This is a genomic window from Pantoea sp. EKM10T, assembly GCF_011800685.1.
Classification (GTDB): Bacteria; Pseudomonadota; Gammaproteobacteria; order Enterobacterales; family Enterobacteriaceae; genus Pantoea; species Pantoea agglomerans.
In genome coordinates this window covers 121,744-144,783 of record NZ_JAALEU010000005.1, presented here as the reverse complement: position 1 = coordinate 144,783, position 23,040 = coordinate 121,744, and the positions used below count along the sequence as shown (strand labels likewise).

20 protein-coding genes are annotated in these 23,040 nt (G+C 59.1%); all 20 read right to left on the bottom strand.

What is annotated here, in order from left to right; translation table 11 throughout:
* Positions 1-2,046 carry a hydantoinase/oxoprolinase family protein gene (locus tag HFD95_RS11350; protein ID WP_167430251.1) on the bottom strand — a complete coding sequence of 682 codons (2,046 nt, stop codon included), beginning with the start codon at positions 2,044-2,046 and terminating at the stop codon, positions 1-3.
* Between the two features lie 18 nt (positions 2,047-2,064).
* Positions 2,065-2,511, bottom strand: a complete 447-nt coding sequence (locus HFD95_RS11345; RefSeq protein ID WP_010670904.1) for a GNAT family N-acetyltransferase — start codon at positions 2,509-2,511, stop codon at positions 2,065-2,067.
* A 271-nt stretch (positions 2,512-2,782) separates the two neighbouring features.
* A complete protein-coding gene (locus HFD95_RS11340) occupies positions 2,783-3,295 on the bottom strand; it encodes an Lrp/AsnC family transcriptional regulator (protein WP_010247853.1) in 513 nt (170 codons plus the stop codon).
* 290 nt (positions 3,296-3,585) lie between these two features.
* Entirely contained in the window at positions 3,586-4,902 is a 1,317-nt protein-coding gene (gabT, locus tag HFD95_RS11335; RefSeq protein ID WP_167430250.1) for a 4-aminobutyrate--2-oxoglutarate transaminase, read from the bottom strand.
* Positions 4,903-5,015: 113 nt separating this feature from the next.
* Positions 5,016-6,149, bottom strand: coding sequence for a M20 aminoacylase family protein (locus tag HFD95_RS11330; RefSeq protein ID WP_060680519.1), 1,134 nt, complete (start codon positions 6,147-6,149; stop codon positions 5,016-5,018).
* Between the two features lies 1 nt (position 6,150).
* Positions 6,151-7,077: a glyoxylate/hydroxypyruvate reductase A gene (locus tag HFD95_RS11325; RefSeq protein ID WP_167430249.1), complete on the bottom strand. Its 927-nt coding sequence runs from the start codon at positions 7,075-7,077 to the stop codon at positions 6,151-6,153.
* Complete coding sequence (locus HFD95_RS11320; protein WP_167430248.1) at positions 7,077-7,919, bottom strand: GNAT family N-acetyltransferase; 843 nt, start codon at positions 7,917-7,919, stop codon at positions 7,077-7,079. Before HFD95_RS11320 ends, HFD95_RS11325 begins: the two co-directional genes overlap by 1 nt.
* An 11-nt stretch (positions 7,920-7,930) precedes the next feature.
* Positions 7,931-9,262, bottom strand: a complete 1,332-nt coding sequence (locus tag HFD95_RS11315; protein WP_167430247.1) for an FAD-binding oxidoreductase — start codon at positions 9,260-9,262, stop codon at positions 7,931-7,933.
* Between the two features lie 135 nt (positions 9,263-9,397).
* Positions 9,398-11,062, bottom strand: a complete 1,665-nt coding sequence (locus HFD95_RS11310) for an ABC transporter ATP-binding protein (protein ID WP_064690179.1) — start codon at positions 11,060-11,062, stop codon at positions 9,398-9,400.
* On the bottom strand, positions 11,059-11,910 hold the full coding sequence (locus HFD95_RS11305; protein WP_010247873.1) for an ABC transporter permease: 852 nt from the start codon (positions 11,908-11,910) through the stop codon (positions 11,059-11,061). The genes HFD95_RS11310 and HFD95_RS11305 overlap by 4 nt, the downstream gene beginning before the upstream one ends.
* Positions 11,907-12,863: an ABC transporter permease gene (locus tag HFD95_RS11300; RefSeq protein ID WP_052270632.1), complete on the bottom strand. Its 957-nt coding sequence runs from the start codon at positions 12,861-12,863 to the stop codon at positions 11,907-11,909. The genes HFD95_RS11305 and HFD95_RS11300 overlap by 4 nt, the downstream gene beginning before the upstream one ends.
* A gap of 27 nt (positions 12,864-12,890) precedes the next feature.
* Positions 12,891-14,498 (bottom strand): ABC transporter substrate-binding protein, encoded by a 1,608-nt coding sequence (locus HFD95_RS11295; protein ID WP_010247876.1) that lies wholly within the window; start codon positions 14,496-14,498, stop codon positions 12,891-12,893.
* Between the two features lie 82 nt (positions 14,499-14,580).
* Entirely contained in the window at positions 14,581-15,858 is a 1,278-nt protein-coding gene (locus HFD95_RS11290) for an FAD-binding oxidoreductase (RefSeq protein WP_022624965.1), read from the bottom strand.
* A gap of 10 nt (positions 15,859-15,868) precedes the next feature.
* Positions 15,869-16,537: a haloacid dehalogenase type II gene (locus HFD95_RS11285; RefSeq protein ID WP_010247881.1), complete on the bottom strand. Its 669-nt coding sequence runs from the start codon at positions 16,535-16,537 to the stop codon at positions 15,869-15,871.
* Positions 16,538-16,565: 28 nt separating this feature from the next.
* The gene (locus tag HFD95_RS11280) at positions 16,566-18,035 is read right to left on the bottom strand and encodes an aldehyde dehydrogenase (RefSeq protein ID WP_010670912.1); all 1,470 of its coding nucleotides are present in this window, start codon (positions 18,033-18,035) and stop codon (positions 16,566-16,568) included.
* 443 nt (positions 18,036-18,478) lie between these two features.
* On the bottom strand, positions 18,479-19,936 hold the full coding sequence (locus HFD95_RS11275) for an NAD-dependent succinate-semialdehyde dehydrogenase (protein WP_033758293.1): 1,458 nt from the start codon (positions 19,934-19,936) through the stop codon (positions 18,479-18,481).
* A gap of 160 nt (positions 19,937-20,096) precedes the next feature.
* Positions 20,097-21,056: an HTH-type transcriptional regulator Cbl gene (cbl, locus tag HFD95_RS11270; RefSeq protein ID WP_010247887.1), complete on the bottom strand. Its 960-nt coding sequence runs from the start codon at positions 21,054-21,056 to the stop codon at positions 20,097-20,099.
* A 186-nt stretch (positions 21,057-21,242) separates the two neighbouring features.
* Positions 21,243-21,695, bottom strand: coding sequence for a hypothetical protein (locus tag HFD95_RS11265; RefSeq protein WP_167430246.1), 453 nt, complete (start codon positions 21,693-21,695; stop codon positions 21,243-21,245).
* Complete coding sequence (locus HFD95_RS11260; protein ID WP_167430245.1) at positions 21,692-22,048, bottom strand: tlde1 domain-containing protein; 357 nt, start codon at positions 22,046-22,048, stop codon at positions 21,692-21,694. Before HFD95_RS11260 ends, HFD95_RS11265 begins: the two co-directional genes overlap by 4 nt.
* A gap of 12 nt (positions 22,049-22,060) precedes the next feature.
* Positions 22,061-22,552: a type VI secretion system tube protein TssD gene (gene tssD, locus HFD95_RS11255; RefSeq protein ID WP_062758075.1), complete on the bottom strand. Its 492-nt coding sequence runs from the start codon at positions 22,550-22,552 to the stop codon at positions 22,061-22,063.
* Between the last annotated feature and the right edge of the window lie 488 nt (positions 22,553-23,040).

Genomic DNA, 23,040 nt, shown 5'->3' with positions numbered 1-23,040 from the left:
TTATGCCTCGTTCGCCGTGATCAGCAGATTACCGAATGAATCGACCGTGACGCCCATGCCGGGCGGCACGCAGGTGGTGCAGTCATCCTGGGCGATGATGACCGGGCCACTGAGCTGATGTCCGGCACGCAGCACTGAACGCAGCACTAAATCAACCTGATGCCAGCCGCCGTCGATCCACGCCCTGGTCTGTTTCAGTACCGGCACCGGTTCCGTGGCCGGAGCCAGTGGGTTAATCACCGGTTTCGGCGTCGGTGATGCAATCACCAGCCGCAGGTTGATCAACTGCACCGGCGCCTGCGGGTCACAGTGACCAAACAGCTGCTGGTGCTGGCGATCAAAGGCGTCATGCAGCGCAGTGAAATCCGCCTGCGCCAGCCAGTTCGTCTCCAGCGGTACATCGATCTCAAACGACTGACCGCGATAGCGCATATCCGCGCTGAACTGCAGGCTGTAAGGCATATCGCTGCTGTGCTCCTGGGCCAGCCAGCCACAGGCGCGCTGCTGTAATGCTTCGGCTTCACTGGCCAGGGTGTCGGACAGGGCGGGCGTCAGATCGCCGTAGAGCGTGCGGATAAAATCGTTGCGGATATCTGCTACCAGCCCGCCCAGCGCGGACAGCACGCCCGGCGTCGGCGGCACAATCACCCCTTTCATATTCAGTTCGCGGGCCAGAAAGCAGCCCATCATCGGACCCGCTCCGCCAAAGGCGAGGAACCAGAATTCACGCGGATCGAGACCAAAGCGCGACAGCAGCCCGCTGGTGTCGCTGTACATGCTGGAGATCGCCAGCTGGATGGCGGTTTCTGCCGTTTCCTGCACGGTGACGCCAAGCGCATCCGCCAGCGGCTGCCAGGCCGCACAGGCGGCGTCCACATCAACAGTGACGGCGTTATAACCCAGCGCGCCATGGCCCATCATGCCGCAGGCGGCGAACGCATCGGTGGCAGTGGGTTGCGTGCCGCCGCGCCGGAAGCAGACCGGGCCAGGCAGCGATCCGGCACTGTCCGGGCCCATCTGCAGCACGCCCTGACCATCGATCCACGCCAGCGAGCCGCCGCCCTGCCCCACCGAAGTGACGGCGACAGAAGGAATAAAGATCGGGAAATCCCCGATGATTTCGCCGTTGCCCTGCGCCACTTTGCCGTCGATGATCACCGCCACGTCGGCGCTGGTGCCACCGATATCCAGGCTGAGGATTTTGTCAAAACCACAGGCGCTGGCGAGATAGCTGGCACCAATCACCCCGGATGCGGTGCCGGAGAGCACCATCTGCACGCATTCGCGTTTCGCCTGATCGACGCCCATCACCCCGCCGTTGGATTTGGTGATGCGCGGCGGCGGCCTGACGCCGAGCCGTTGCAGCGCCTGCTCAGAGGATTCCAGGTAGTGGATCACCATCGGCTGCACGTAGGCATTAATGGTGGCGGTAATGGTGCGTTCATATTCACGGATGATCGGCCAGATGTCAGCGGAACAGGAGGTCAGCAGCTCGGGTGCCACCTCGTCGATAATCGCCTTCACCGCCGCTTCATTGTGCCGGTTGCGATAGCTGTGCAGCAGCGACACCACAATGCCCTGACAACCTGCCGCGCGTGCCTGAGCGATTGCGTCGAGCACGCTTTGACGATCAGGCGCGTGCAGCACGTTGCCGTGCGCGTCACTGCGTTCACGGATGGCAAACACCCGATCGCGGGTGATCAGCGGAGCAGGACGCCGGGAGAAAAGATCGTGAATATGCGGGATTTTAAGCCGGGCCAGCTCCAGGACATCGCAGAAGCCCTCCGTGGCGAACAGTGCCAGCCGCACACCGCGCCGCTGGATCACCGCGTTAATGCCTACCGTGGTGCCGTGGGTGAAGTAGCCAATCTCAGCGGGGTCAATGCCCTGATGCTGCTGAAACTGCGCCAGCCCGGTAACGATTTCGCTGCCTGGCTGATCCGGTCGCGACAGGACTTTCAGGGTGTGAATCTGGTTCGTTTGCTGATCGAGCACGGCGAAATCGGTAAAGGATCCACCAATATCCACGCCAACGCGGTATCGCATATCGGGGTAACTCCAGTGTCAGGAAGGGGGAAATTCCATCAGCGCCTCGGGATGCTGCACCACACGCCAGCCGAGCCGCTGATAGACCTGATGGGCATCCTGGGTTGAGAGCATCCAGCGATGCACCGTTTGCAGCTCCGGGTGTTCACGGACGCAGGTTGCCAGCCAGCTGCCCAGCCCGTGACCGCGCCAGTTTTCATCAATCATCACGTCGCACAGCCAGCCAAACCGGGTGTAGTCGGTGATAAGGCGGGCAAAACCAATCTGACTCTGCTGGTGATAGAGGCCAAACGGCAGCGAACCGGCAATCGCCCGCACGGTTTTGGCCAGCGGCTGGCCTTTGGCCCAGTAGGACTTCTCCGCCAGCTGGATGTGGATCCACGCCAGGTCGAGCTGCTGGCGGCTGGTGGAGACAGTGAACGCCTCGCGCTGCCACTGCTGGTCAGCAATCTGTAATGAGTCCATGACAACTCCTTGTATCGGTTGAAAACAGTGTAAAAGGGTTCGCCCAACGGTTGAGGCTGTAGCGCGCCACAGAACCGGCTGTTGCGACTGAATTTTGCGTCATGAAGAAATTTTATGCTGAGGGGGCATCTTGCAGATTAACGGGAGAAGTGAAGCGGATGGGCGAACATAAGTGCGGCTGGGGTGAATCGCGAAAGAGCAGACAGATACAAGACAGGTGACGGCCCTCTCTCCACCGGTAAACATGGCGAGGGCGACGCCTGGCCGCCCGTTACACGCCGAACTCCACCGAATTGTGCTTGCCGATCAGCGATCGCAACGGCACGCTGCTTTTCATGATCGGGGATTTGATCACGATATAGCTGAAGTATTTATCGATGCCGATCTGAGCGTCGAGCATCTTCTCAATCACTTCCTGGTAATGTTCAATGCTGCGGGTAATAAAGCGCAGCAAATAGTCATAGCCGCCGGTAATCAGATGGCACTCCATCAGCTCATCGACGTCGCGCATCGCACTTTCAAATTTCATAAAGTCTTCGCGGCGATGGCCTGACAGGGTGACTTCGGTAAAGACCGTCACCGAATCGGTAATGCGGGTGAGATTAATGTGCGCTTCATAACCGGTGATAAAACCGGCCTGTTCCAGACGTTTGACCCGTTGCAGACAGGGACTGGGCGAAAGGCCTACGGCGTCGGCGAGGTTAACGTTGCTGATACGGCCATCTTTCTGGAGTTGCACCAGGATGTTGATGTCGATGCGGTCGAGTTTCATTAAGCCGTTCATAGCACCCCCCTCATTGTCAGAGCCTGTCCCGCCAGGCGTCATTGTTGCAGGCAGTCTGGAGACGGACAGCGCGGAACAACCGGCGCGTACATGGCGTACGTGAGGATTGTAAGCACTGACCAGGTTCAGACTGACAAATGAAATAGCCTGATGGGATAGACGCTTAATTAAATGTGCAGAACCTCCCGAAGGTATATCACGCTTTACCGTAAACGCGCCAGCGCTTCGCAGTGGTTATACCAGCGGGAGATTTTCAAATTACTTTAACAATATCAATGAGGAATCGCGCTTTATCCCAACCGGCCTGTGGCGCGGGCCAGCGCAATATCGAAGATATGCAGCGCCTCTTCAAGCTGTGAGTCGGTGGTGACCAGCGGCGCCAGGAAACGGATGGTGTTGCGATGCAGGCCGCATTTGATCAGCAGCAATCCTTCCTGGCAGGCGCTGTCGAGGATCTTCTGGGTTAAGGCCGCATCCGGGCGACCGGTTTCGAAATCGAGGATCTCCACCGCCTGCATAAAGCCCACGCCGCGGACGTCACCGATGCAGGCATATTTATCCGCCAGTTGCCGCAGTCGTGCATTGAGTTGCTCACCAAGCTGGCAGGAGCGCTGCAACAGGTTTTCCTGCTCAAACAGATCCAGTACCGCCAGCGCCGCCGCACAGGCCAGTGCGTTGCCGCCATAAGTACCGCCTAACCCGCCAGGCGTCGGTGCATCCATGATCTCTGCACGCCCCACCACGCCAGAAATCGGCAGACCGCCGCCCAGGCTTTTCGCCAGCGTGACTAAATCGGGTTTAATACCCAGTTGCTGGAAGGCGAACATCGTGCCGGTACGCCCGAAGCCGGACTGGATTTCATCACAAATCAGCAGAATACCGTGCTGGCTGGTGATGCGACGCAGCGCCTGCATAAATGCCGGGCCAGCGGGCAGGAAGCCGCCGTCGCCCTGAACCGGCTCAATGATAATCGCCGCGACCCGCTCCGGCAGGATCTGCACCGCAAACAGCTGATCCAGCGCTTTCAGGCAGTCCGCTTCAGTAATACCGTGCAGCGGGTTCGGGAAGGGCAGACGGTAAATATCGCCGGGGAACGGGCCAAAATTCTGTTTGTAAGGCGCGGACATGCCGGTCAGGGTGATACCCAGCAGGGTGCGGCCATGAAACGCACCATCAAAAGCGATGATGCCAGAGCGCTGGGTGTGTGAGCGGGCAATCTTCACCGCATTTTCCACCGCTTCCGCGCCGCTGGTAAAGAAGACGCTTTTGTACGCCTCATCGCCGCCCACCAGTTTGTTCAGCCGCTGCGCCAGCTCGATGTAGCCCGGATAGGCCACCACCTGAAAGCAGGCATGAGACACCAGACCGAGCTGGCGGATCACCGCATTGACCACCGCCGGGTGATTGTGGCCGACATTCAGCACCCCGATGCCGCCGACAAAGTCGAGATAGCGATTGCCCTCCACGTCCCACACTTCACTGCCTCTGGCGCGTTCGATCACCAGCGGATGGGCGGTAACTACGCCGCGCGGCACGTTCTGCTCGCGTGCATCCAGTAACAGGCTGTTATCGGAGTATGCTTGCTGCTCTGCCATGACATTCTGCATTTTAAACCCTCATCCACGTAACGTTCGGTTGGCTCAAGTATCGCAACCCGCTGGTTTGTCACGCTGCCGTAATTCCTCAGACAGCGGCATTTCCTGTCAAAATCCTGCGGCATTCAGCAGGGAAATTTCTCTGCCAGCGCCTGACGAATCAGCGTGACAAAAACGTTAACGCCATGCGGGATCAGCGCATCGTTGAAGTCGTATGCAGCATGATGCAGCGGCTTGCAGGGTGCCGACCCCAGCCACAGATAGGCACCGGGCCGCGCCTGCAGCATAAAAGCAAAATCTTCTGAGGTAAGTGCGGGCTGGGGCGCGGCCTCAGCCGTAATGCCCGCCTGCGTCAGCGCCTGCAGGCAAAACTGCGCTTCAGCATTACTGTTCAGGGTCGCCGGGTAGTAGCGCAGATAGCTGACCTCTGCGTGCAAACCGTGGGCGGCGGTGATGTGCTCCGCCATCTGACGCAGTCGTGCTTCAATCGTCGCCTGCGCTGCAGGGCTGAAAGTGCGCACCGTGCCGGTGATGTTCGCCTCCGCCGGGATCATGTTGTGTGAAAAGCCGCCCTGCATCCGGGTGACGGTGAGCAGCGCCGTTTCGCACGGATCCAGGGCGCGTGAGACCAGAGTATTCAGCTGCACCACCAGCTCGCTGGTCGCCAGCAGAGTATCGCGCGTCAGATGCGGCTGCGCGGCATGACCGCCTCCGCCCAGTACCCGGATATCAAAACGGTCAGCCGCTGCCATGATCGCGCCAGGGCGGGTCTGTACCTGGCCGAGCGGCAGTTCCGGCCAGTTGTGGATGGCGTAGACCGCCTCACAGGGAAAACGGCTGAAGAGGCCATCGTCAATCATCGCCTTTGCGCCCGCCAGCCCCTCTTCGGCGGGCTGGAAGATAAAGCAGACGCTGCCATCAAAGCTGACGTCGCGCGCCAGTTTTTCTGCGGCTCCCAGCAGCATCACGGTGTGACCGTCGTGGCCGCAGGCGTGGCTCACCTGCTCCGCGCGGCTTTGCCAGTCGGTGCCGCTCTGATCCTGCATCGGCAGCGCATCCATATCAGCCCGCAGGCCGATCATGCGTTCACTGCTGCCCTTTTTCAGTATCCCGACCACGCCGGTTTTACCGATGCCGCGATGCACCTCAATGCCCAGCTGTTGCAGAAAGTTCGCCACGATGTCGCTGGTGCGCTGCTCCTGAAAGCCCAGTTCCGGGTGCGCATGCAGGTCGCGGCGCAATGCCACCAGATGTTCCATCTTAATATCCTCGCGAACGGTCAATCTCACCGTGCAGCGGCTCGCCACGCTGATGGCGCCGCAGATTTTCCAGCAGTGCCGCAATGGCGCTCTCATTCTGCGTCTGGCTGGCGATGTGGGGTGTGAGCCAGATGGCGGGATGGTGCCAGAAGGGATGACCCGGCGGTAACGGCTCTGGGTCGGTCACATCGATCACGGCGGCACGGAGCTGCCCGCTCTCCAGCGCCTGCAGCAGATCGTCCTGATTCAGCTGGGGGCCGCGCCCGGCCTGCACCAGCGCCGCGCCCTGTGGTAGCTGATTAAACAGGGTGCGGTTAAGCAAACCCTGTGTGGTGTCAGTCAGCGGCAGCAGGCAGACCAGAATCTCGCTGTGCGCCAGAAACGCCCCGAGCTGATCGTCACCGTGCCAGCAGCGGACGCCGGGAATCTGGCGCGGTGTGCGGCTCCAGCCAGCGCAGTCAAAGCCCAGCGCCACCAGCTGTTGCAGTGCGGCCTGGCCCAGTTTGCCCAGCCCCATGACGCCTACCCGACGCTGCGCGGCAGGTAATACCGCGAGTGCCAGCCACTGCTGCTGGCGTTGCTGATGAAAATAGCGCGGCATGTCGCGATGCAGGCCGAGTACCGCGAAGGTGACATACTCCACCATACCCTGGGTCAGGCCTGGCTCGATCATCCTGATCACCGGCAGGTCGGGCGGCAGCGCGCCAAGGTCAAACTGATCGGCCCCGGCACCCACGGAGAACAGCAGTTTCAGCCGGGGGAAGAGCGCGGTGATGTCAGCTGGTGGCTGCCAGGCGACCAGCGCTTCAACCTGCTCTGGATCGCCGGTCTCAGGCCAGATATGCAGCTGAATGTCAGGCGCATGCGCTGCCAGCCAGCGCTGCCAGATGCGGCCACGTTCCGGCTCCGATTTATAGACGATATGCATCAGGCCATCGCCTGCGTCATCAGTCCAAACGCCTGCATACCCTGCGGCGTCCAGGGCGTGCCGCGCACCATAGTCGCAGGCGCATCGACCTGAGGGATGCCGAGGCTCTGTAGCCAGGCGGCCATCGGCAGCGCGGCATCGGTGTCAATGCGGAGAAACTCCCCCTGCAGCGTCTGCATCAATGTGGCGACCAGTGCCTGCGCTACCGCGAAGTCTCCCGCGATGATCGGGCCTATCGCCCAGCCGTGACCAAAGCGGCGCAGGCTGGCGAAGCCCTGAATTTGCTGATGATCATCCTGCAACAGCACCGTCTGGCAGTCGCGCAGCAGGTGGTCGAACAGTGCCGGACGATGCATGCCGTGCGCCTGCTGATCCAGCGTCACCAGTGTGGCGTGATCGGCCAGTGTTGCCGGACGCAGCTGCAGTCCCGCCGGGATCACGACGTCTGGAAGGGTGGTCACTGCGCGGGTCTGGTGCTGGCGAATCTCACCGCAACTGACAAACCCGAGTTTTTCATACAAACCTTTGCCCATTTCGGTGGCGTGCAGACGCACGTTACAGTCAGACAGTTTTTCCAGTTGCGCCAGCATCAGCTGTTTGCCCAGGCCACGCCCCTGCTGCTGGTTATCGACGATTACCAGTCCCAGCGTGGCAGCGCGCTCGCCCCAGCGCCAGAGCACCGCGCTCGCAATCAGCTTGCCCTGTTCTTCAATCACCGTACCCTCGCCCAGCTGCAGTGCCAGCTGCCAGTCTTCACGTCGGTGGGGCCATTTCAGTGCCTGCGTTAAGGTGAAACAGGGGTCGAGATCGTCCGGCGTCATTGCGCGTATTTTCAGGCTCATTGCAGGTCTCCTTACATCATGCCTGGCGTTTCAAGTCCGCTGCCGTCAACCAGACGGCTGTAGCGATAAGGGGTGGGATCAACGACTGGCGTGGCTTCGGTCGCCAGATCGGCTGCCAGTCGTCCGGCACCCGGTCCGATACCGAAGCCGTGGGCGCTGTAGCCCGCCGAGAGCACCAGCCCCGGCAATTTCGCCACGGTGGAGATCACCGGAATCGCGTCCGGGGTGCTGTCAATCATGCCGCCCCAGGACTGCGCCAGCCGCAGGTTCGCCAGCGCCGGATATTCACGCCGCATCGCCGCCAGCCCCTCTTCCACGATCGTTGCATCGGCTGCCGGATCGAGTATGCGCATGCGCTCAAACGGCGACTCGCGGTCAAATGCCCAGCCACCCATCGCTTCCGGGCCATTGAAGAACGGCGACAGGCCAAGATTCAGGGTGAGATTCTTGCGGCGACTTTTAAAGGTCGGATAGAACTGGCGGGCATAGCGCAGCCCCTGCGCGCCCGGTTCCAGACGCCCGCGACCCGAGACTGAGACAGTGTAACTGCCGTCCATTTGTGGCCGACAGGCAAAGCCAGGTGTGTAGAGTGGCATGGCAATCGCCTGTTCAATGGGCTGCGTGCGGAAGGCGGTGCCAATCACGTTGCCCAGCGGCAGATCGATACCGTGACGACGGCAGAACATGGAGGTCCAGGCCCCGGCGGCACAGATCACCCGGCTGGTTTTGATCAGGCCGCGCTCGGTCCAGACGCCGCTGACCCGTCCGGCGGCGATATCCAGCCCGCGTACCGCACATTGCTGAAACAGCAGCGCGCCTTTTTTCAGCGCGCCCGCCACCAGCCCGGGCGCGGCCAGCCGTGGTTCGGCGTGACCGTCAGTTGGCGCTGAGAGACCGCCCCGCCAGCTTGTGGTGCTGCCGGGCGTCATCGCTTTGGCCTGCTCCGCCGTGAGGATCGAACTGCTCACGCCATAGCCTTTTGCCATCTGGATCCACTTATCCCAGGCCGCAATGTCCGACTCTTCCTGCGTGGCGTAAACCAGCCCGCTGCGGCGGAAACCCAGCTCTTCGCCGGTTTCATCGTTAAGCTCACCCCAGCGTTGCAGCGCATAAATAATCAGCGGCAATTCACGTTCATCGCGGTTCTGCTGGCGACACCAGCCCCAGTTACGGCTCGACTGCTCCGCTCCTACCAGGCCTTTTTCGATTAGCACGACCTTCAGTCCCTGCTTCGCCAGCTCCCAGGTGGCGGCGGCTCCGGCGATACCGGCGCCAATCACCACTACATCGGCGGAATCGGGAAAATTCGCACTGTCCTGTACATAACGAATCGGTGCAGGCATAACAAGACTACCTCTGTTGTCAGTATCTGGTCTGGCACAGGGCGATATCACCGCTGTGCCTTGACCCGTGCCGCCTACGCATTACATCAGTGCTGTGCAGGCGGATTAATCAGGGTGCCCGTTGCTTCAGGCAACTCACTCTGCTTTTAAAATCTCTTCATGCTCATCCAGCCAGCCCTGACGCAGCTCCGGCACCGCGCGTTTCAGCCGCTCGAAATACAACTCGCTGGTCGGCTTGTCGTAGTCGCTGCGCGCCAGCTGGGTGACGATGCGACCGCTCTTCATCACTACGATTTCATCACACACCGCGCGTACCGCATGCATGTCGTGGCTGATGAAGATCACCGAGAGTCCCAGTTCGCGGCGCAGTTCGCTGATTAAGTCGAGAACGGCGGCGGCAACCACTGTATCCAGCGCCGAGGTCACTTCATCACACAGAATCAGATCTGGCTCAGCCGCCAGCGCGCGCGCCAGATTGACGCGCTGCTTCTGCCCGCCAGAGAGCGCCCAAGGACGCCGCCACAGCACGCTGCGCGGGAGCTGCACCAGATCCAGCAGCTGATAAAGCCGCTGCTGTCGGGCCGCACCGCTCAGACCGTGAAACAGCGTCAGCGGACGCGACAGTATGCGTTCAACGCTGTGGGCCGGGTTCAGCGCGGTGTCTGCCATCTGGAACACATACTGAATGCGGCGCAGCTCATTGTCAGGCCGTTTTTGCATATCGCCCGCGATGTAGTGGCCGTTAAACAGAATATGGCCGTGGCTTGGAGCGTTGAGTCCGGCAATAGCGTGCGCCAGGGTGGTTTTACCTGAGCCTGACTCACCAATGATGCCAATCGCCTGCCCTTTCCACAGCCTGAGGTTGATATCCTCCAGAATGCGTATTTTCGGGTAGCCATCGCTGCCGCGCGGACCATAACCTGCGCTGAGGTCGCGCACCTCAAGCAGCGGCTGAATATCGGCGGCAACCGGGCACCAGTTGCTGGGCCGCTCTTTCTGTCGCGCCGCCTCCATCAGTAAGCGGGTGTACTCCGCCTGCGGTGCGCCGATCAGATGCGCGGTGCTGCCATACTCCGCCATTTTGCCGCGCAGTAGCACCAGTATCCGGTCTGCCATCTGCGCCACCACGGCTAAATCGTGACTGACGTAAATCGCCGTGACGCCGCGCTGCACCACCACGCGGCGAAACGCCTTCAGCACTTCCACCTGCGTGGTCACATCCAGCGCGGTAGTAGGTTCATCAAGGATTACCACGTCAGGATCGCCAATCAGCGCCATCGCCGTCATCAGACGCTGCAACTGACCGCCCGACACCTGGTGCGGGAAGCGGTCACCAATGGTCTCGGGGTTGGGCAGCGCCAGTTCGCGGAACAGCTCAATCGCTTTGGCTTTTGCCGCTTTGCGGGTCAGGGTGCCGTGGATAACCACCGGCTCAATCACCTGGTCGAGGATCTTCATGCCCGGATTAAACGACGCTGCCGCGCTCTGGGCGATATAGGCGACTTTGTTGCCACGGAAAGCGCGCAACTGCCCCGGCGTCAGGCTGTTAACGTCGGTGCCGGCAACGTGAATGTTGCCGTCGGCGATGCGGCACCCGCTGCGGGCGTAACCCATCAGCGCCATCGCGATAGTGGTTTTACCTGAGCCGGATTCGCCAATCAGCGCCAGCACTTCGCCCTTCTGCACGGTAAAGTGAATGTCGGAAACCAGGTCGATCTCTTCGCCGCGATCGGTCTGCGCAGTGACGCGCAGTTTATCCACCGAAATCACCGGCATGGCGGTATGTGGTGTCACGTTCATGCTCCCTCCTTCGCCAGCGTCATCGGACGCATCGCCTGCAGGCTGTCAATAAACAGGTTGGCGCCAATGGTCAGGCTGGCAATCGCCAGCGCGGGCATCAGCACCGCAGGCGAGCCGTCAAACAGCCCCTGCATATTTTCACGCACCAGCGTGCCCCAGTCGGCGTAGGGCGGCTGAACACCCAGACCGAGGAAGCTCAGGCCGCTCAGCAGCAGCACGATGTAGACAAAGCGCAGACCAAAGTCAGTCAGCATCGGGTGCACCATATTGGGCAGGATATCGTGAATGGCGATATACCAGCGGCTTTCGCCCCGCAGCCGTGACGCCCGGACGTAGTCCATGCTGCGTAGCGAGCTGGCCATGGCAAACGCGATACGGAATGCGCCCGGCCAGTAGGTGAAGACCGCCGTGAGGATCAGCATTGGCAGTGAGGAGCCAAATACCGCGACTATCATCAGGGACAGCACTTTACCCGGCAGTACCAGCAGCGCGTCGTTGACGCGGCCCAGTACCTCCTCCAGCCAGCGCCCCGCCACCGCTGCCAGCAGCGCCAGCAGCGTGCCGATCAGGCTGGCCAGCAGCGCCGCACTCAGCGCCAGACCGATAGAGAACTTCGCGCCATAGAGAATGCGGCTCAGCATGTCGCGCCCAAGGTAGTCGGTGCCCAGCAGGTTATCGGACGTCAGGCCGCCCATCAGCGGGCCGCCGCCGATGTCATCAATGCTGTGCGGGGCCAGCGGGGTGCCAAACACCGCCATCAGCAGCCAGAACAGCGACATTATCAGACCCAGCCGTCCCGACCAGGAGAGCGACTGTAAGAAACGCCAGGGCAACGAGAGAATATTCATGCGCTTCTCCATTTCGGGTTAAAGGCGATAGTCAGAATGTCTGCCGCCAGCAGCAGGACCAGGTAGCAGGCGGCGAACAGCATCACGCAGAGCTGCACCACCGGCAGGTCGCGGTTACTGACCGCATCCACCAGCTGGCTGGCGAGACCGGGATAGCTGAAGATAGTTTCGATGATGATCACCCCGCCAAACAGATAGGAGAGGCTGAGTGAAATGGCATTGGCGATGGGGCCGACCGCGTTAGGCAGTGCGTGACGCAGCACCGCTCTCAGCGGTGAAACCCCTTTCAGCAGCGCCATCTCCAGATAAGGACTGTCGAGCTGGTTGATAATGGCTGCCCGCGTCATACGCGCCATCTGCGCCACCAGCACGCAGCAGAGCGTCAGCACCGGCAGCGCATAGGCTTTGAGGTAACTCAGCAGGTCGCTATCCGGGCTGCCAAACGACATCGCCGAGACCCAGTGCAGCTTGACGGCAAAAATCAGCACCGCCACCGTCGCCACCAGAAACTCCGGCACGGCAACCGTCGCCATGGTGCCGATGACCAGCGCCCGATCGAGCCGGGAACCGCGATTCATCGCCGCAATAATGCCGATAATCAGCGCCAGCGGCACGCAGATCAGCGTGGTGATACCCGCCAGTTCAAAGGTAGCGGGAATACGCTGCGCCACCAGTTGCGCGACCGGCAAATGGCTGGCAAACGAGGTGCCAAAGTCGCCCTGCACCATGCCTGTCAGCCAGTGGAAGTAGCGCATCAGCAAAGGCTGATCGAGACCCAGCTGCTGCCTTAACGCCGCCACCGTTTCCGGCGTGGCGTTCTGGCCGAGGATCATCTGCGCTGCGTCGCCCGGCAGCAGGCTGGTGATGAAAAACACCACCGCCGAGACGATAAGCAAAGTCAGGATGCCGGCACCAATTCGCCGGGCAATCAGGAACAGCATGTATCGGTTCATCGGCGTACTCCTTCCTCAAATAACGTATCAGGCGCTCAGCCACGCAAATTCATGGAAGCGATAGCCCATCATCATGCCCGACGGCCAGGCCTCCACCCCTTTGACCTTTTTGTTGTAGCCATCAGTTGAGCTGATAAAGGTCGGGATAAGGGTGCCGCAGTGGTCATAAATCAGCGTCTGCATATCGCCATACATCTGCTTGCGTTTCGCCTGATCGCGCTCACCGCGTGCCGCGACCACCAGTTGATCAAACTGAGGATTTTTCCAGCCCGATTCGTTATTCGGTGCGGTAGAGAGATAAAACTGTGAGAAGAGCATGTCGAGCGTCGGACGCGGGTTTATCGAGCCATATCCCACCGGATCTTTCATCCAGTGCGAAGACCAGTAACCGTCATACGGCACACGTCGCACTTTGATGTTCAGCCCTGCCCCGCGCGCCATCTGCTGGATCATCTGACCGCCTTCATTTGCCCCTTCGATATTCGGCGTGGTGATAATCTCCACCGTGGAGCCGGCCATGCCCGCTTTTTTGATGTGGAACTTCGCTTTTTCAATGTCCAGCGCACGCGGTTTGAGATCGGCGTTATAGAGCGGATGCCACGGCGGCACCGGGGTGTCATTACTGACATCGCCGTAACCCTGCAGCACCGTTTTCACCAGCATTTCACGTGGCTGCAGATATTTCATCGCCAGCACGAAATCTTCGTTGTTACCCGGCTTTACATCGGTGCGGATAATCAGGTTGGTGTACATGCCCGATTTACTCTCCAGCACGCCAAATTCGCTGCTGGCTTTAATGCGCTTGCAGTCGGCAGCGGTCAGCGTGGAGACCATCTGCAGATCGCCCGACATCAGGGCATTAACGCGCGCTGCGCCGTCGGTGACGCCAATCAGCTCTACCTCATCCAGATGTGGCAGACCAGGCTTGTAGTAGTTGGGATTTTTGGTGCCGATGGTGCGCACACCCGGCATAAAGGCTTTGCAGACAAACGGACCAGTGCCGATGCCTTTGCTGAAATCTTTGGTGCCGTCCGGCACGATCAGAAACGGCGGTGTCGCCAGCATATAAGGGACGTCGAAGTTAGCGCTGCTCAGCTCCAGCTGCACCTCGTTATCATTGACCGCGCTGAAGGTTTTGAACTGATCGGCCAGCTTAAAGGCGATAGAGGCGATGGCCGGATCTTTGTGACGGCTGAGCGAGTAGATGACATCTTTGGCGGTCAGCGGTTTGCCATCATGGAAAGTGACCCCCTTACGCAGTTTGATATGCCAGGTAATGCCGTCGCTGGATTCCAGCGATTCGGCCAGCGCCGGTTGCGCCATCAGGTTTTTATCCAGCTCGGTCAGGCCGCTGTAGAACATGAACTGGCGGGTGTAATCCGCACTGTTGTTACTTTTGGCCGGATCCAGTGTATCGGTGGCCGAGGCATTCGACATCGCCGCCCGCAGTTTACCGCCCCTGACCGGCTTGTCGTCCGCCAGTGCCGCCCCTGAAAAAGTGATCAGGCCGCTGCTCATCACCGCACCGGCTGAGAGCATTTTCATCAGGCTGCGGCGTGAAAGTGAGCCTTCGGTGATCATGCGCGTCAGTGCCGGATTTACCGCATCAGCGTCGTTATTATCAAATTTACTCATCTCTGTACCCTCAATAGTCAGGCGAACCGGGGATCATGTTCTGGCGGTGCTGATAACCTGGCGGTCAGCACCCGACGGGACGTTATGAAAGGCGATCCTTTGCTTTGTAATAGAGTCCTGCGAGCGGTAAAAACCATGGCTTGCCGTGATAGCCGGGCAACGCGGGCCATGTGTCGCGCTGCCAGGGATTTTCAGTGCGCTTTTCAGCCAGCAGACTGGCCATGACGCGTCCCATCCACACCGACATCTGGGTACCGTGACCGCTGTAGCCCAGTGAATAGAAGAGGCCATCCTGTTCACCCGCGTGCGGCAGACGGTCGGCGGTCATGTCGACCATACCGCCCCAGCAGTAATCCACCTGCGACTGGCCAAGCTGTGGCAGCATCTGCGTCATCGCCCGGCGCAGGATTTCGCCGCTACGCGAATCCGACGTCGGGTTGCTGACGGCAAACCGCGCCCGCCCGCCAAACACCAAACGGCGATCGGCCGTAGTACGGAAGTAGTTGCCGATATTCAGTGAGGTGACATAGGTGCGATCGTTTGGCAGCACCTGGCGCAGCAGCGCCGGGTCGAGCGCCTCCGTCACCACGATAAAGCTGCCAACCGGCACAATGCGGCGCTGAAACCAGGGAAAAGGGCCGACGTTGGAGCAGCCGGTCGCCATCAGCACTTTATCCGCCAGAATGGTGCCCTGCGCGGTTTCTACACGATGCTGATAACCCTTCAGGCGTTCTAACTTCGTCACGGCGTGGTGCGGGAAAATCTTCGCGCCGCTGCGGGCGGCGGCCTCAGCCAGCCCGACGCCGAACTTGCCCATGTGCATCTGACCGCCACGTTTCTGCAGCAGGCCGCCGTGGAAGTCATCGCTGGCGATCTCGTCACGCACTGCGGTTTTGTCGAGCAGTTCGATCTCCGGGTCAACGGTGCGCCGCATCAGCTCATACGCTTCCTGCAGCCCGGCCACATGCGACGCTTTGCTGGCGAGCTTAAGTTTGCCGCACAGCCGGAAGTCGCAGTCGATCGCTTCATCCTGGATCAGTTGCTGGACATAGCTCACCGCCTCATCAAACGCCCGGTAGAAGCGGCTGGCCTGCTCCAGACCCTGGCTCGCCACCAGCGAGGCGAAGTTCTGCGCCACACCGGTGTTGCAGTGGCCGCCGTTGCGCGCCGAGGCCTGACTCATCACGTCGCCACTCTCCAGCAGCACCACGCTGATGCCGCTGCGCGCCAGGTTCAGGGCCGCCGAGATGCCGGTGAAGCCACCGCCAATCACCACCACGTCCGCCTGTGCGGGCAGCGGTTCGCGTGCGGCACCGGTAAAGGCCGGAGCGGTGGCCTGCCAGAACGATTCCAGTTTCATGGGGTGTTCCTCAGAGTCCGACGACGCCAGGCAGGCCGCCGATATCGTTGATTTCGGTGTACTGGTAATACGGATTCGCCGGTTCATGACCGCGATTGACCCAGACTTTGTTTTTGATGCCGAGATCGTGGGCAGTCATCAGGTCATAGCGGAAGCTGGAGGAGACGTGCAGGATCTCCTCAGGGCCGCAGCCGAGCTTGTCCAGCATGTACTCGAAGCCCTTCATCTGTGGTTTGTAGGCTCCCGTCTCTTCTGCCGTGATAGCCATATAGATTGGTGCGCCCAGACGCGGTTCGTGATGCGGGATCAGGTCTTTCATCGAGTTGGTCAGCAGCACCAGCGGAAACTCCTTAGCCACCTTTGCCAGCCCGGCGGGCACGTCGGGATGCGGACCCCAGCTGGCGCAGTCGGTGTAGATAAAGTCGCTGTCGGCTTTGTCCCAGCGGACGCCCCACTTTTTGCAGGTGCGCTGCAGGGCATTACTCACCACGTCGTAGTAGGGTTTCCACGCGCCGAGCACCTCATCCAGCCGGTAGCTGGAAAAGTCGGTGGTAAAAGCGTGCATTGCGTCCGGGTCGACGCGGTCGCTGAAACAGCGCTGCGCGGCACCCGCCATATCGAAGCGAATCAGCGTGCCGTAACAGTCAAACGTGATGAATTTCGGTTTAAACAGTGCCATGTAACACCCTCGTCATTGTCAGTTGCGCTTAGAAATCGATGAGTACACTCTTCTGGCGCTGGCAGGCCTGAAACGCCTGGCGGCCTAAATCTTTACCAATGCCGGAGCCGAGAAAGCCGCCGGTCGGAATGATGAAGTCACCGGAGCGCCCATAGCGGTTGATCCAGACGGTGCCCGCGTCAATGGCGCGCATTGCCCGCAGCGCGCGCGGCAGACTCAGGGTGTGAACACCGGCGCAGAGGCCATAAGTGTCATGGGCGGCCATCGCCAGTCCCTGCTCTTCATCATCAAACGTCTGCACCGTCAGCACCGGACCAAAAATCTCCTGCTGGACCGCCGGGTTATCCTGCGCCACGTGACTCAGCAGCGTGGGCTGCCAGAACCAGCCGTCGTCGGTGTCGGCAAAACGCTCACCGCCCACCAGTACTTCTGCGCCCTGCGCTTTTGCCGCCTCAATAACCGAGCAGACTTTGTTGCCCTGTCGTTCGTCGATCAGCGGTGCGTAGCGGCTGCCCTCCTGCCAGGTGACACCCGGTTTAACCTCCCGGCAGAGCTGAGCCAGCCGCTCAACCAGCGGATCGGCAATGTTGCGCTGCACAATAAGACGGGTGCCCGCCACGCAGGCCTGACCGCCGTTGGCGGTGAAGCCGCGCAGAATCCGCTGGGCCAGCACCTCAAGGTCACCCGCGTCATCAAACACCAGTTGCGGACTTTTGCCGCCCAGCTCCAGCGTCACCGGCTTCATGCCGTTTTGCGCGGCATCGCTCATGATGCGCGCGCCGGTCAGGGTCGAGCCGGTAAACGAGACTTTGCGCACCAGCGGATGTTTTACCAGCGCGCTGCCGGTCACCGCGCCACTGCCTTGTACAATGTTCAGCACGCCCGCCGGTAAGCCCGCCTGAATGGCCAGTTCGGCCATGCGCACGGTAGAAAACGGGGTCAGTTCAGAGGGTTTAAGCACCACCGCATTGCCCGCCGCCAGCGCCGGTCCGCATTTCCACGACGCCATCGACAGCGGGAAATTCCACGGGGTAATCGCGGCAATAACGCCATAAGGTTCGGCAATCAGCATGCCCAGGCTGCTGTCGCGGGTGGGAAAGAGATCCCCGCTGTATTTGTCAGCGCATTCGGCATAGAAGCGAATCGCTTCGGCGGTAAAAGGAATTTCGTGCAGCACCACGTCATTGATCGGCCGGGTGGAGCCCAGCGCTTCCAGCTGTGCCAGCAGCGCGTCCTGCTCAATCAGATCGGCCCAGCGCCGCAGTACCCGTCCGCGTTCGCGCGGCGGACAACCGGACCAGCCGCTGCTTTTCAGCGCCTGATGCGCCACAGTCACGGCACGATCGACATCCTGCGGCGTGGCGTCCTGCAGCGTGGCATAGACCCTGCCATCCGAGGGACGTTTAACCTCAAAGGATGCGCCCTGGCTCTGGCAGTGCTGGCCGCCAATATAATGGCCAGCTGGAAGAGAAACTTTTTCCGGGTCGAAACTTAACATGGAAGAATTCCTTATTTGTTACACCCATCAGTTGCTGGTTTATTAGCGTTTAAAACTGCCGGTTTCTGCGCTGTTAATAAGCTAATGCAGAAAGTATGCCAGCCGGGCAAAAAATTAAAATGCGTTTAAAACAGTGCAAAAAAATTTTCTGCCGTATTGGCGGGGGATTTTTTGTGGAATTGCCGAACAATTAAACAGATGATTTACTTCACAAAATTTATGCGCCCTGCTGGTGCAACCTGCACGGAAATTGCACCAAAGCGGATATTTCGGGTCAGGCGGCTCAATCCGGTTCACATGATCCGCCGATTTAACGACCCGCTTCACATCCCTGATAAATTCTTTAATTTTTCAGAACAATTATTTGACGCCGGTAAGTTTTTACGGAGCCTCAGGCAAAAAAAAGCCAGCCGGATTATCCGGCTGGCTCTTTTCATTTTTAGTTACAGACTGCCAATGTGAAATGTTTTCTGTTCCAGATATTCATCAATTCCGTAGCGGGAACCCTCCCGGCCAATACCGGAGAGTTTCACGCCGCCAAACGGCGCGACCTCCAGGGAAATTGCGCCGGTATTAAAGCCGACCATGCCAAACTCCAGCGCCTCCGCTACCCGCCATGCGCGCCGGATGTTCTCGGTAAAGAAATAGGCACCCAGGCCGTAGGGCGTGTCATTTGCCATCGCGATCGCCTCCTCTTCATCATCGAAGATAAACAGCGGCGCGACCGGACCAAACGTCTCTTCATGGGCGATGCGCATGGTGGCGGTGACCTCACCGAGCACCGTGGGCTGCACAAAGGTCCCGTTGCCCTGGCTGATGCCGCCGGTCAGCAGCGTTGCTCCCTGGCTGAGCGCATCATCGATATGACCGTTCACTTTCTCCACCGCGCGGCTGTTGATCAAAGGACCAATAGTGCTGTCGGGCGCAAAACCATCGCCCACTTTCAGGGTGGCGACCGCCTCCAGCAACCGGGCGGTGAAACGCGGATAGATACTTCGCTGCACCAGGATGCGGTTAGCGCAGACGCAGGTTTGTCCGGCGTTGCGGAACTTGCTGAGCATGACCCCCGCGACGGCAATCTCAATATCGGCATCATCAAACACGATCAGCGGCGCGTTGCCACCCAGCTCCAGACTCAGGCGCTTGATGCTGTCGGCGCTCTGTTGCATCAGCAACTGTCCGATGCGGGTTGAACCGGTAAAGGAGATTTTACGTACCGTGCGGCTTTCAGTCAGCGTCGCGCCAATCTCCGTAGGCAGGCCGGTCAGCACCTGCAACACGCCGGACGGGAAGCCGGCACGTTCTGCCAGCACCGCCAGTGCCAGCGCCGACAGCGGTGTTAACTCGGAAGGTTTAACAATAATCGGACATCCGGCGGCCAGCGCGGGCGCCACCTTGCGGGTGATCATCGCAATCGGGAAGTTCCACGGCGTGATCGCGGCGGCAACGCCTACCGGCTGTTTCAGCACCAGGATGCGCCGGTCCTCGCTGGGTGCGGGAATGGTGTCGCCATAGATGCGGCGTGCCTCTTCCGCGAACCATTTCACGAAGCTGGCTCCATAGAGCACTTCGCCTCTGGCTTCCGCCAGCGGTTTGCCCTGCTCGGCGGTCATGATAATCGCCAGGTCGTCAGCGTGTTCAATAATCAGTTGATGCCACTTTTCCAGCAGCGCGGCACGGCTGGCATTGGTAGTTTTGCCCCAGCTGATGCGCACCGTTTCCGCATAAGCTATCGCCTGCCCGGTTTCTGCCCGACCCAGTGCCGGAATCGTCGCCAGGGTTTCGCCCGTGGCGGGATCGGTAACCGGCAGCGTGGCGCCCTGATGCGCATCCTGCCAGCGTCCATTAAACAGCGCCTGCTGGCGCAGCAGATCGCTATCGTTAAGTTGTAGTCGCGACATATCATCCCCTTGTGGTCAGCTGATTCCACTTTATCGCGCCGGGTCAGCGCAGGATGTTGTTGTGCGGGGTGAGAAAGGTCGATAGGGGAGATTTTCGCGGTGATTTGAAATTTTATGCCGTGCGGAAACAGGCGCGCATCCGGATGGATGCGCCGTGTGCTTAAATCTGGAAGTCGATAACCGGTTCGTCGTCATTGCTGTAGGAGAGTGCCTGACGCTTGATCTCTTCCAGCGACAGGTTGGCGTTGCAGAGTTCCAGGAACTGCCAGACGTAGTTGCGTTGCAGCTGGCCGCGCTTGAGGCCGAGCCATACGGTGCTGGCATCGAACAGATGGGTGGCATCGAGGCGTACCAGCTCTTCACTCTCTTCAGTTTCACACGCCTGATCGGCCAGTATCCCCACGCCTAAACCGAGTTTGACGTAGGTTTTCACCACATCGGAGTCCTGAGCGCTGAGCACGATATCTGGTTTTAAACCGGCCGTCTGGAACGCACGGTCCACCCGCGAACGTCCGGTGATACCCTGGCGGTAGGTGATCAGCGGATAGCGGCTGAGCGTGCTCAGTGAAACCGGCTGGTTCTGCACCAGTTCATGCCCTTTCGGCACCAGTAAGGCGTGATGCCAGCTGAACCAGGGGAACGCCGCCAGGCTGCTGTTGTTGACCAGTAATTCACTGGCGATGCCAATGTCCGCCTCACCCGCCAGCAGCATGGTGACAATTTCCTGCGGCGAACCCTGATTAAGTTCAAGCCGGACGTTAGGATAGAGCTGACGAAACGCTTTGATCACTTTCGGCAGGCTGTAGCGCGCCTGAGTATGGGTAGTGGCTATGGTCAGGATGCCGCTGGTTTCATTGGTAAAGACATCGGCCAGACGTCGTACTTTGCCCGCTTCATCCAGGATACGCTCAGCGATGGTCAGCAGCGCTTTGCCCGGCTCGGTCATCCCCAGCAGGCGCTTGCCGCGACGGATAAAGATCTCAACCCCGAGTTCATCTTCCAGGTCACGAATATGCCGACTTACTCCCGACTGGGAGGTAAACAGCGTATTAGCGACTTCCGTTAAGTTAAACTCACAGCGGGCCGCCTCGCGGATGATTTTAAGCTGCTGGAAATTCACGGTATTTACCTCCCTTTACATAATCTGATTATCTGATGGTAAGAACTATTATTGATAACCGGAAATACTAAAAAATTCGGATTTATGACTTTAGGGAATAACGGGGTGGGTTTTGGGGGTGCAGAGAGGTTTGAGATGGGCGGCCGGACTTCAGAGTTTGACCTGAAACCCGGCCTGGGGGAGAAGCTATTTTACAGAAGGCGATAGATTACGCATTCTGCCGCTCTCTGCTTTCATCTCTTCATAGCTTGCTTCCAGGATCCACAGACAGGTCGCACCCTGGTCAGTTGCCAGTAGCGCCAGACGGGTTTGTTGATAAAAATCCTCTATAAAGGCTGTAGGTTGCTCAGCCGGAACGCTGCAGACAATGTCTGTACCTGCCATATGGGGCCAGGGTCTGGCGTCAATAACCCGGAGCGTCTCCAGCACGCCCGGGGTATTCTTTGCTAACGCCGAGGCAAGGGCATCCTCCATCCGGGTTGCCTGCTGAACATCAGCCGTAGCTGCCAGTTGGGGCACTTTTGCAAGCCAGGCTTGCTCTCCTGACGCGATGCCCTTCAGCGAATTTTCCCAGTCGGATGTATTCGCTCCAGCCCAGACCGCGAAGGGCAGAAGGCCAATCAATATCAGATATTTCATCGGACCACCTCCAGCGTCCCGCCTTCACGCAGCACGCGTCGCCGGGTTGCAAGTGACATAATGATGCAGCCTTCTGAGGCGAAGCCCGCTGGCTTATTGACCCTTTCGCCATGAATGCGAAATGCCGAACGGCCAAAAGACTCTCCGGAAGTCTGCACCAGAATAATGGTCAGGGGTCCTTTTGATGTGGAGTGCCCTGCAATTTTGTACGTTCCCTGAGGAAGGGGCCCCATCCCTCTTACATGCTGGCGATCGGGATTATTTTTGTTAGTCAGACTACCTGAGTAGCCGGCCTCAATAAATTCACTGTTGTGGTATAAGTGACCCGTGCTTTGCTCATATGTCCATGTCATCGTTATATTCCTTTATGCTGTCACTCGATCATTCCAGCTGTCCGAGTGGACGATATTTCCGTCTGCATATCGCCAGGTAATTTTTTCGTAAATCAGCTCTACAGTTTCCAGATGATCCCGCGCCTCACCATAGCGGGATTTAACGTCATACATCATCGGGCCCACACAGATAACGGTTACGCCTTCCATCAAAGTATTGAAATATTCCACCTCCTGCCCCGCGTCATTTATCCGGTAAAATCTTATTTCCGCTGAGCAAAGCTTTTGACCTGAGGTCACAGCCCTGTAAAGGCAGGGACTGGACTTATCGATCTCTTTATCAAAACTGTAAGAAGCGTGTTCGTGGACAGCGGTTGTTTTACCCGTCACGTTGTCTGTGGAGAGCATGACGCCGTGATTCAGGCCGAGGACTTCAATAGCGCCTTCACGACCTGCCACGTCGACTGATCCGACAATAATGTTGTTACCGTCATCTTTAAGCCAGAGATAAGCTGGAATAGCCATCGTTTTAAACTCCATTTTAAAAAGAGAAAGCCAGCCTGTTTTCTGCTGACAGGCCCACTGCTTTCACAGCCTGATTAAACTATCTTCCGGCAAACATCAGATCAATTTTCATACAGCGTGAAATCAACCTGATTGAAGTTTTATTGTTTCAGATATAGAGATCGCGGAATAACCCGGTATCAGAGAAAAAAAACGTGCCCAAAAGCTATTCAGAATAATTTAAAAGTCGCATCAGCAATTCTTCACGCCAACATGGATTTATCATTCGTGCTATGAAGTTCACATTGTGTCGAAATGGAAAGATAGAACCTCTTCCTGTCCAGCCAGTAAACAGCTCTGTGCAGCAAATAAATACAGAAATTACAGACGAAGGTTTACCAGAGGCGTCCGGAGCGCTGAGGAACAACCTCAGGCAAGGATGAGCCGACAGGACGTCGGCGAAAGGACGGTACGAGCCAGGGATGGCGAGTCCGGACGGTCCGTCGGCC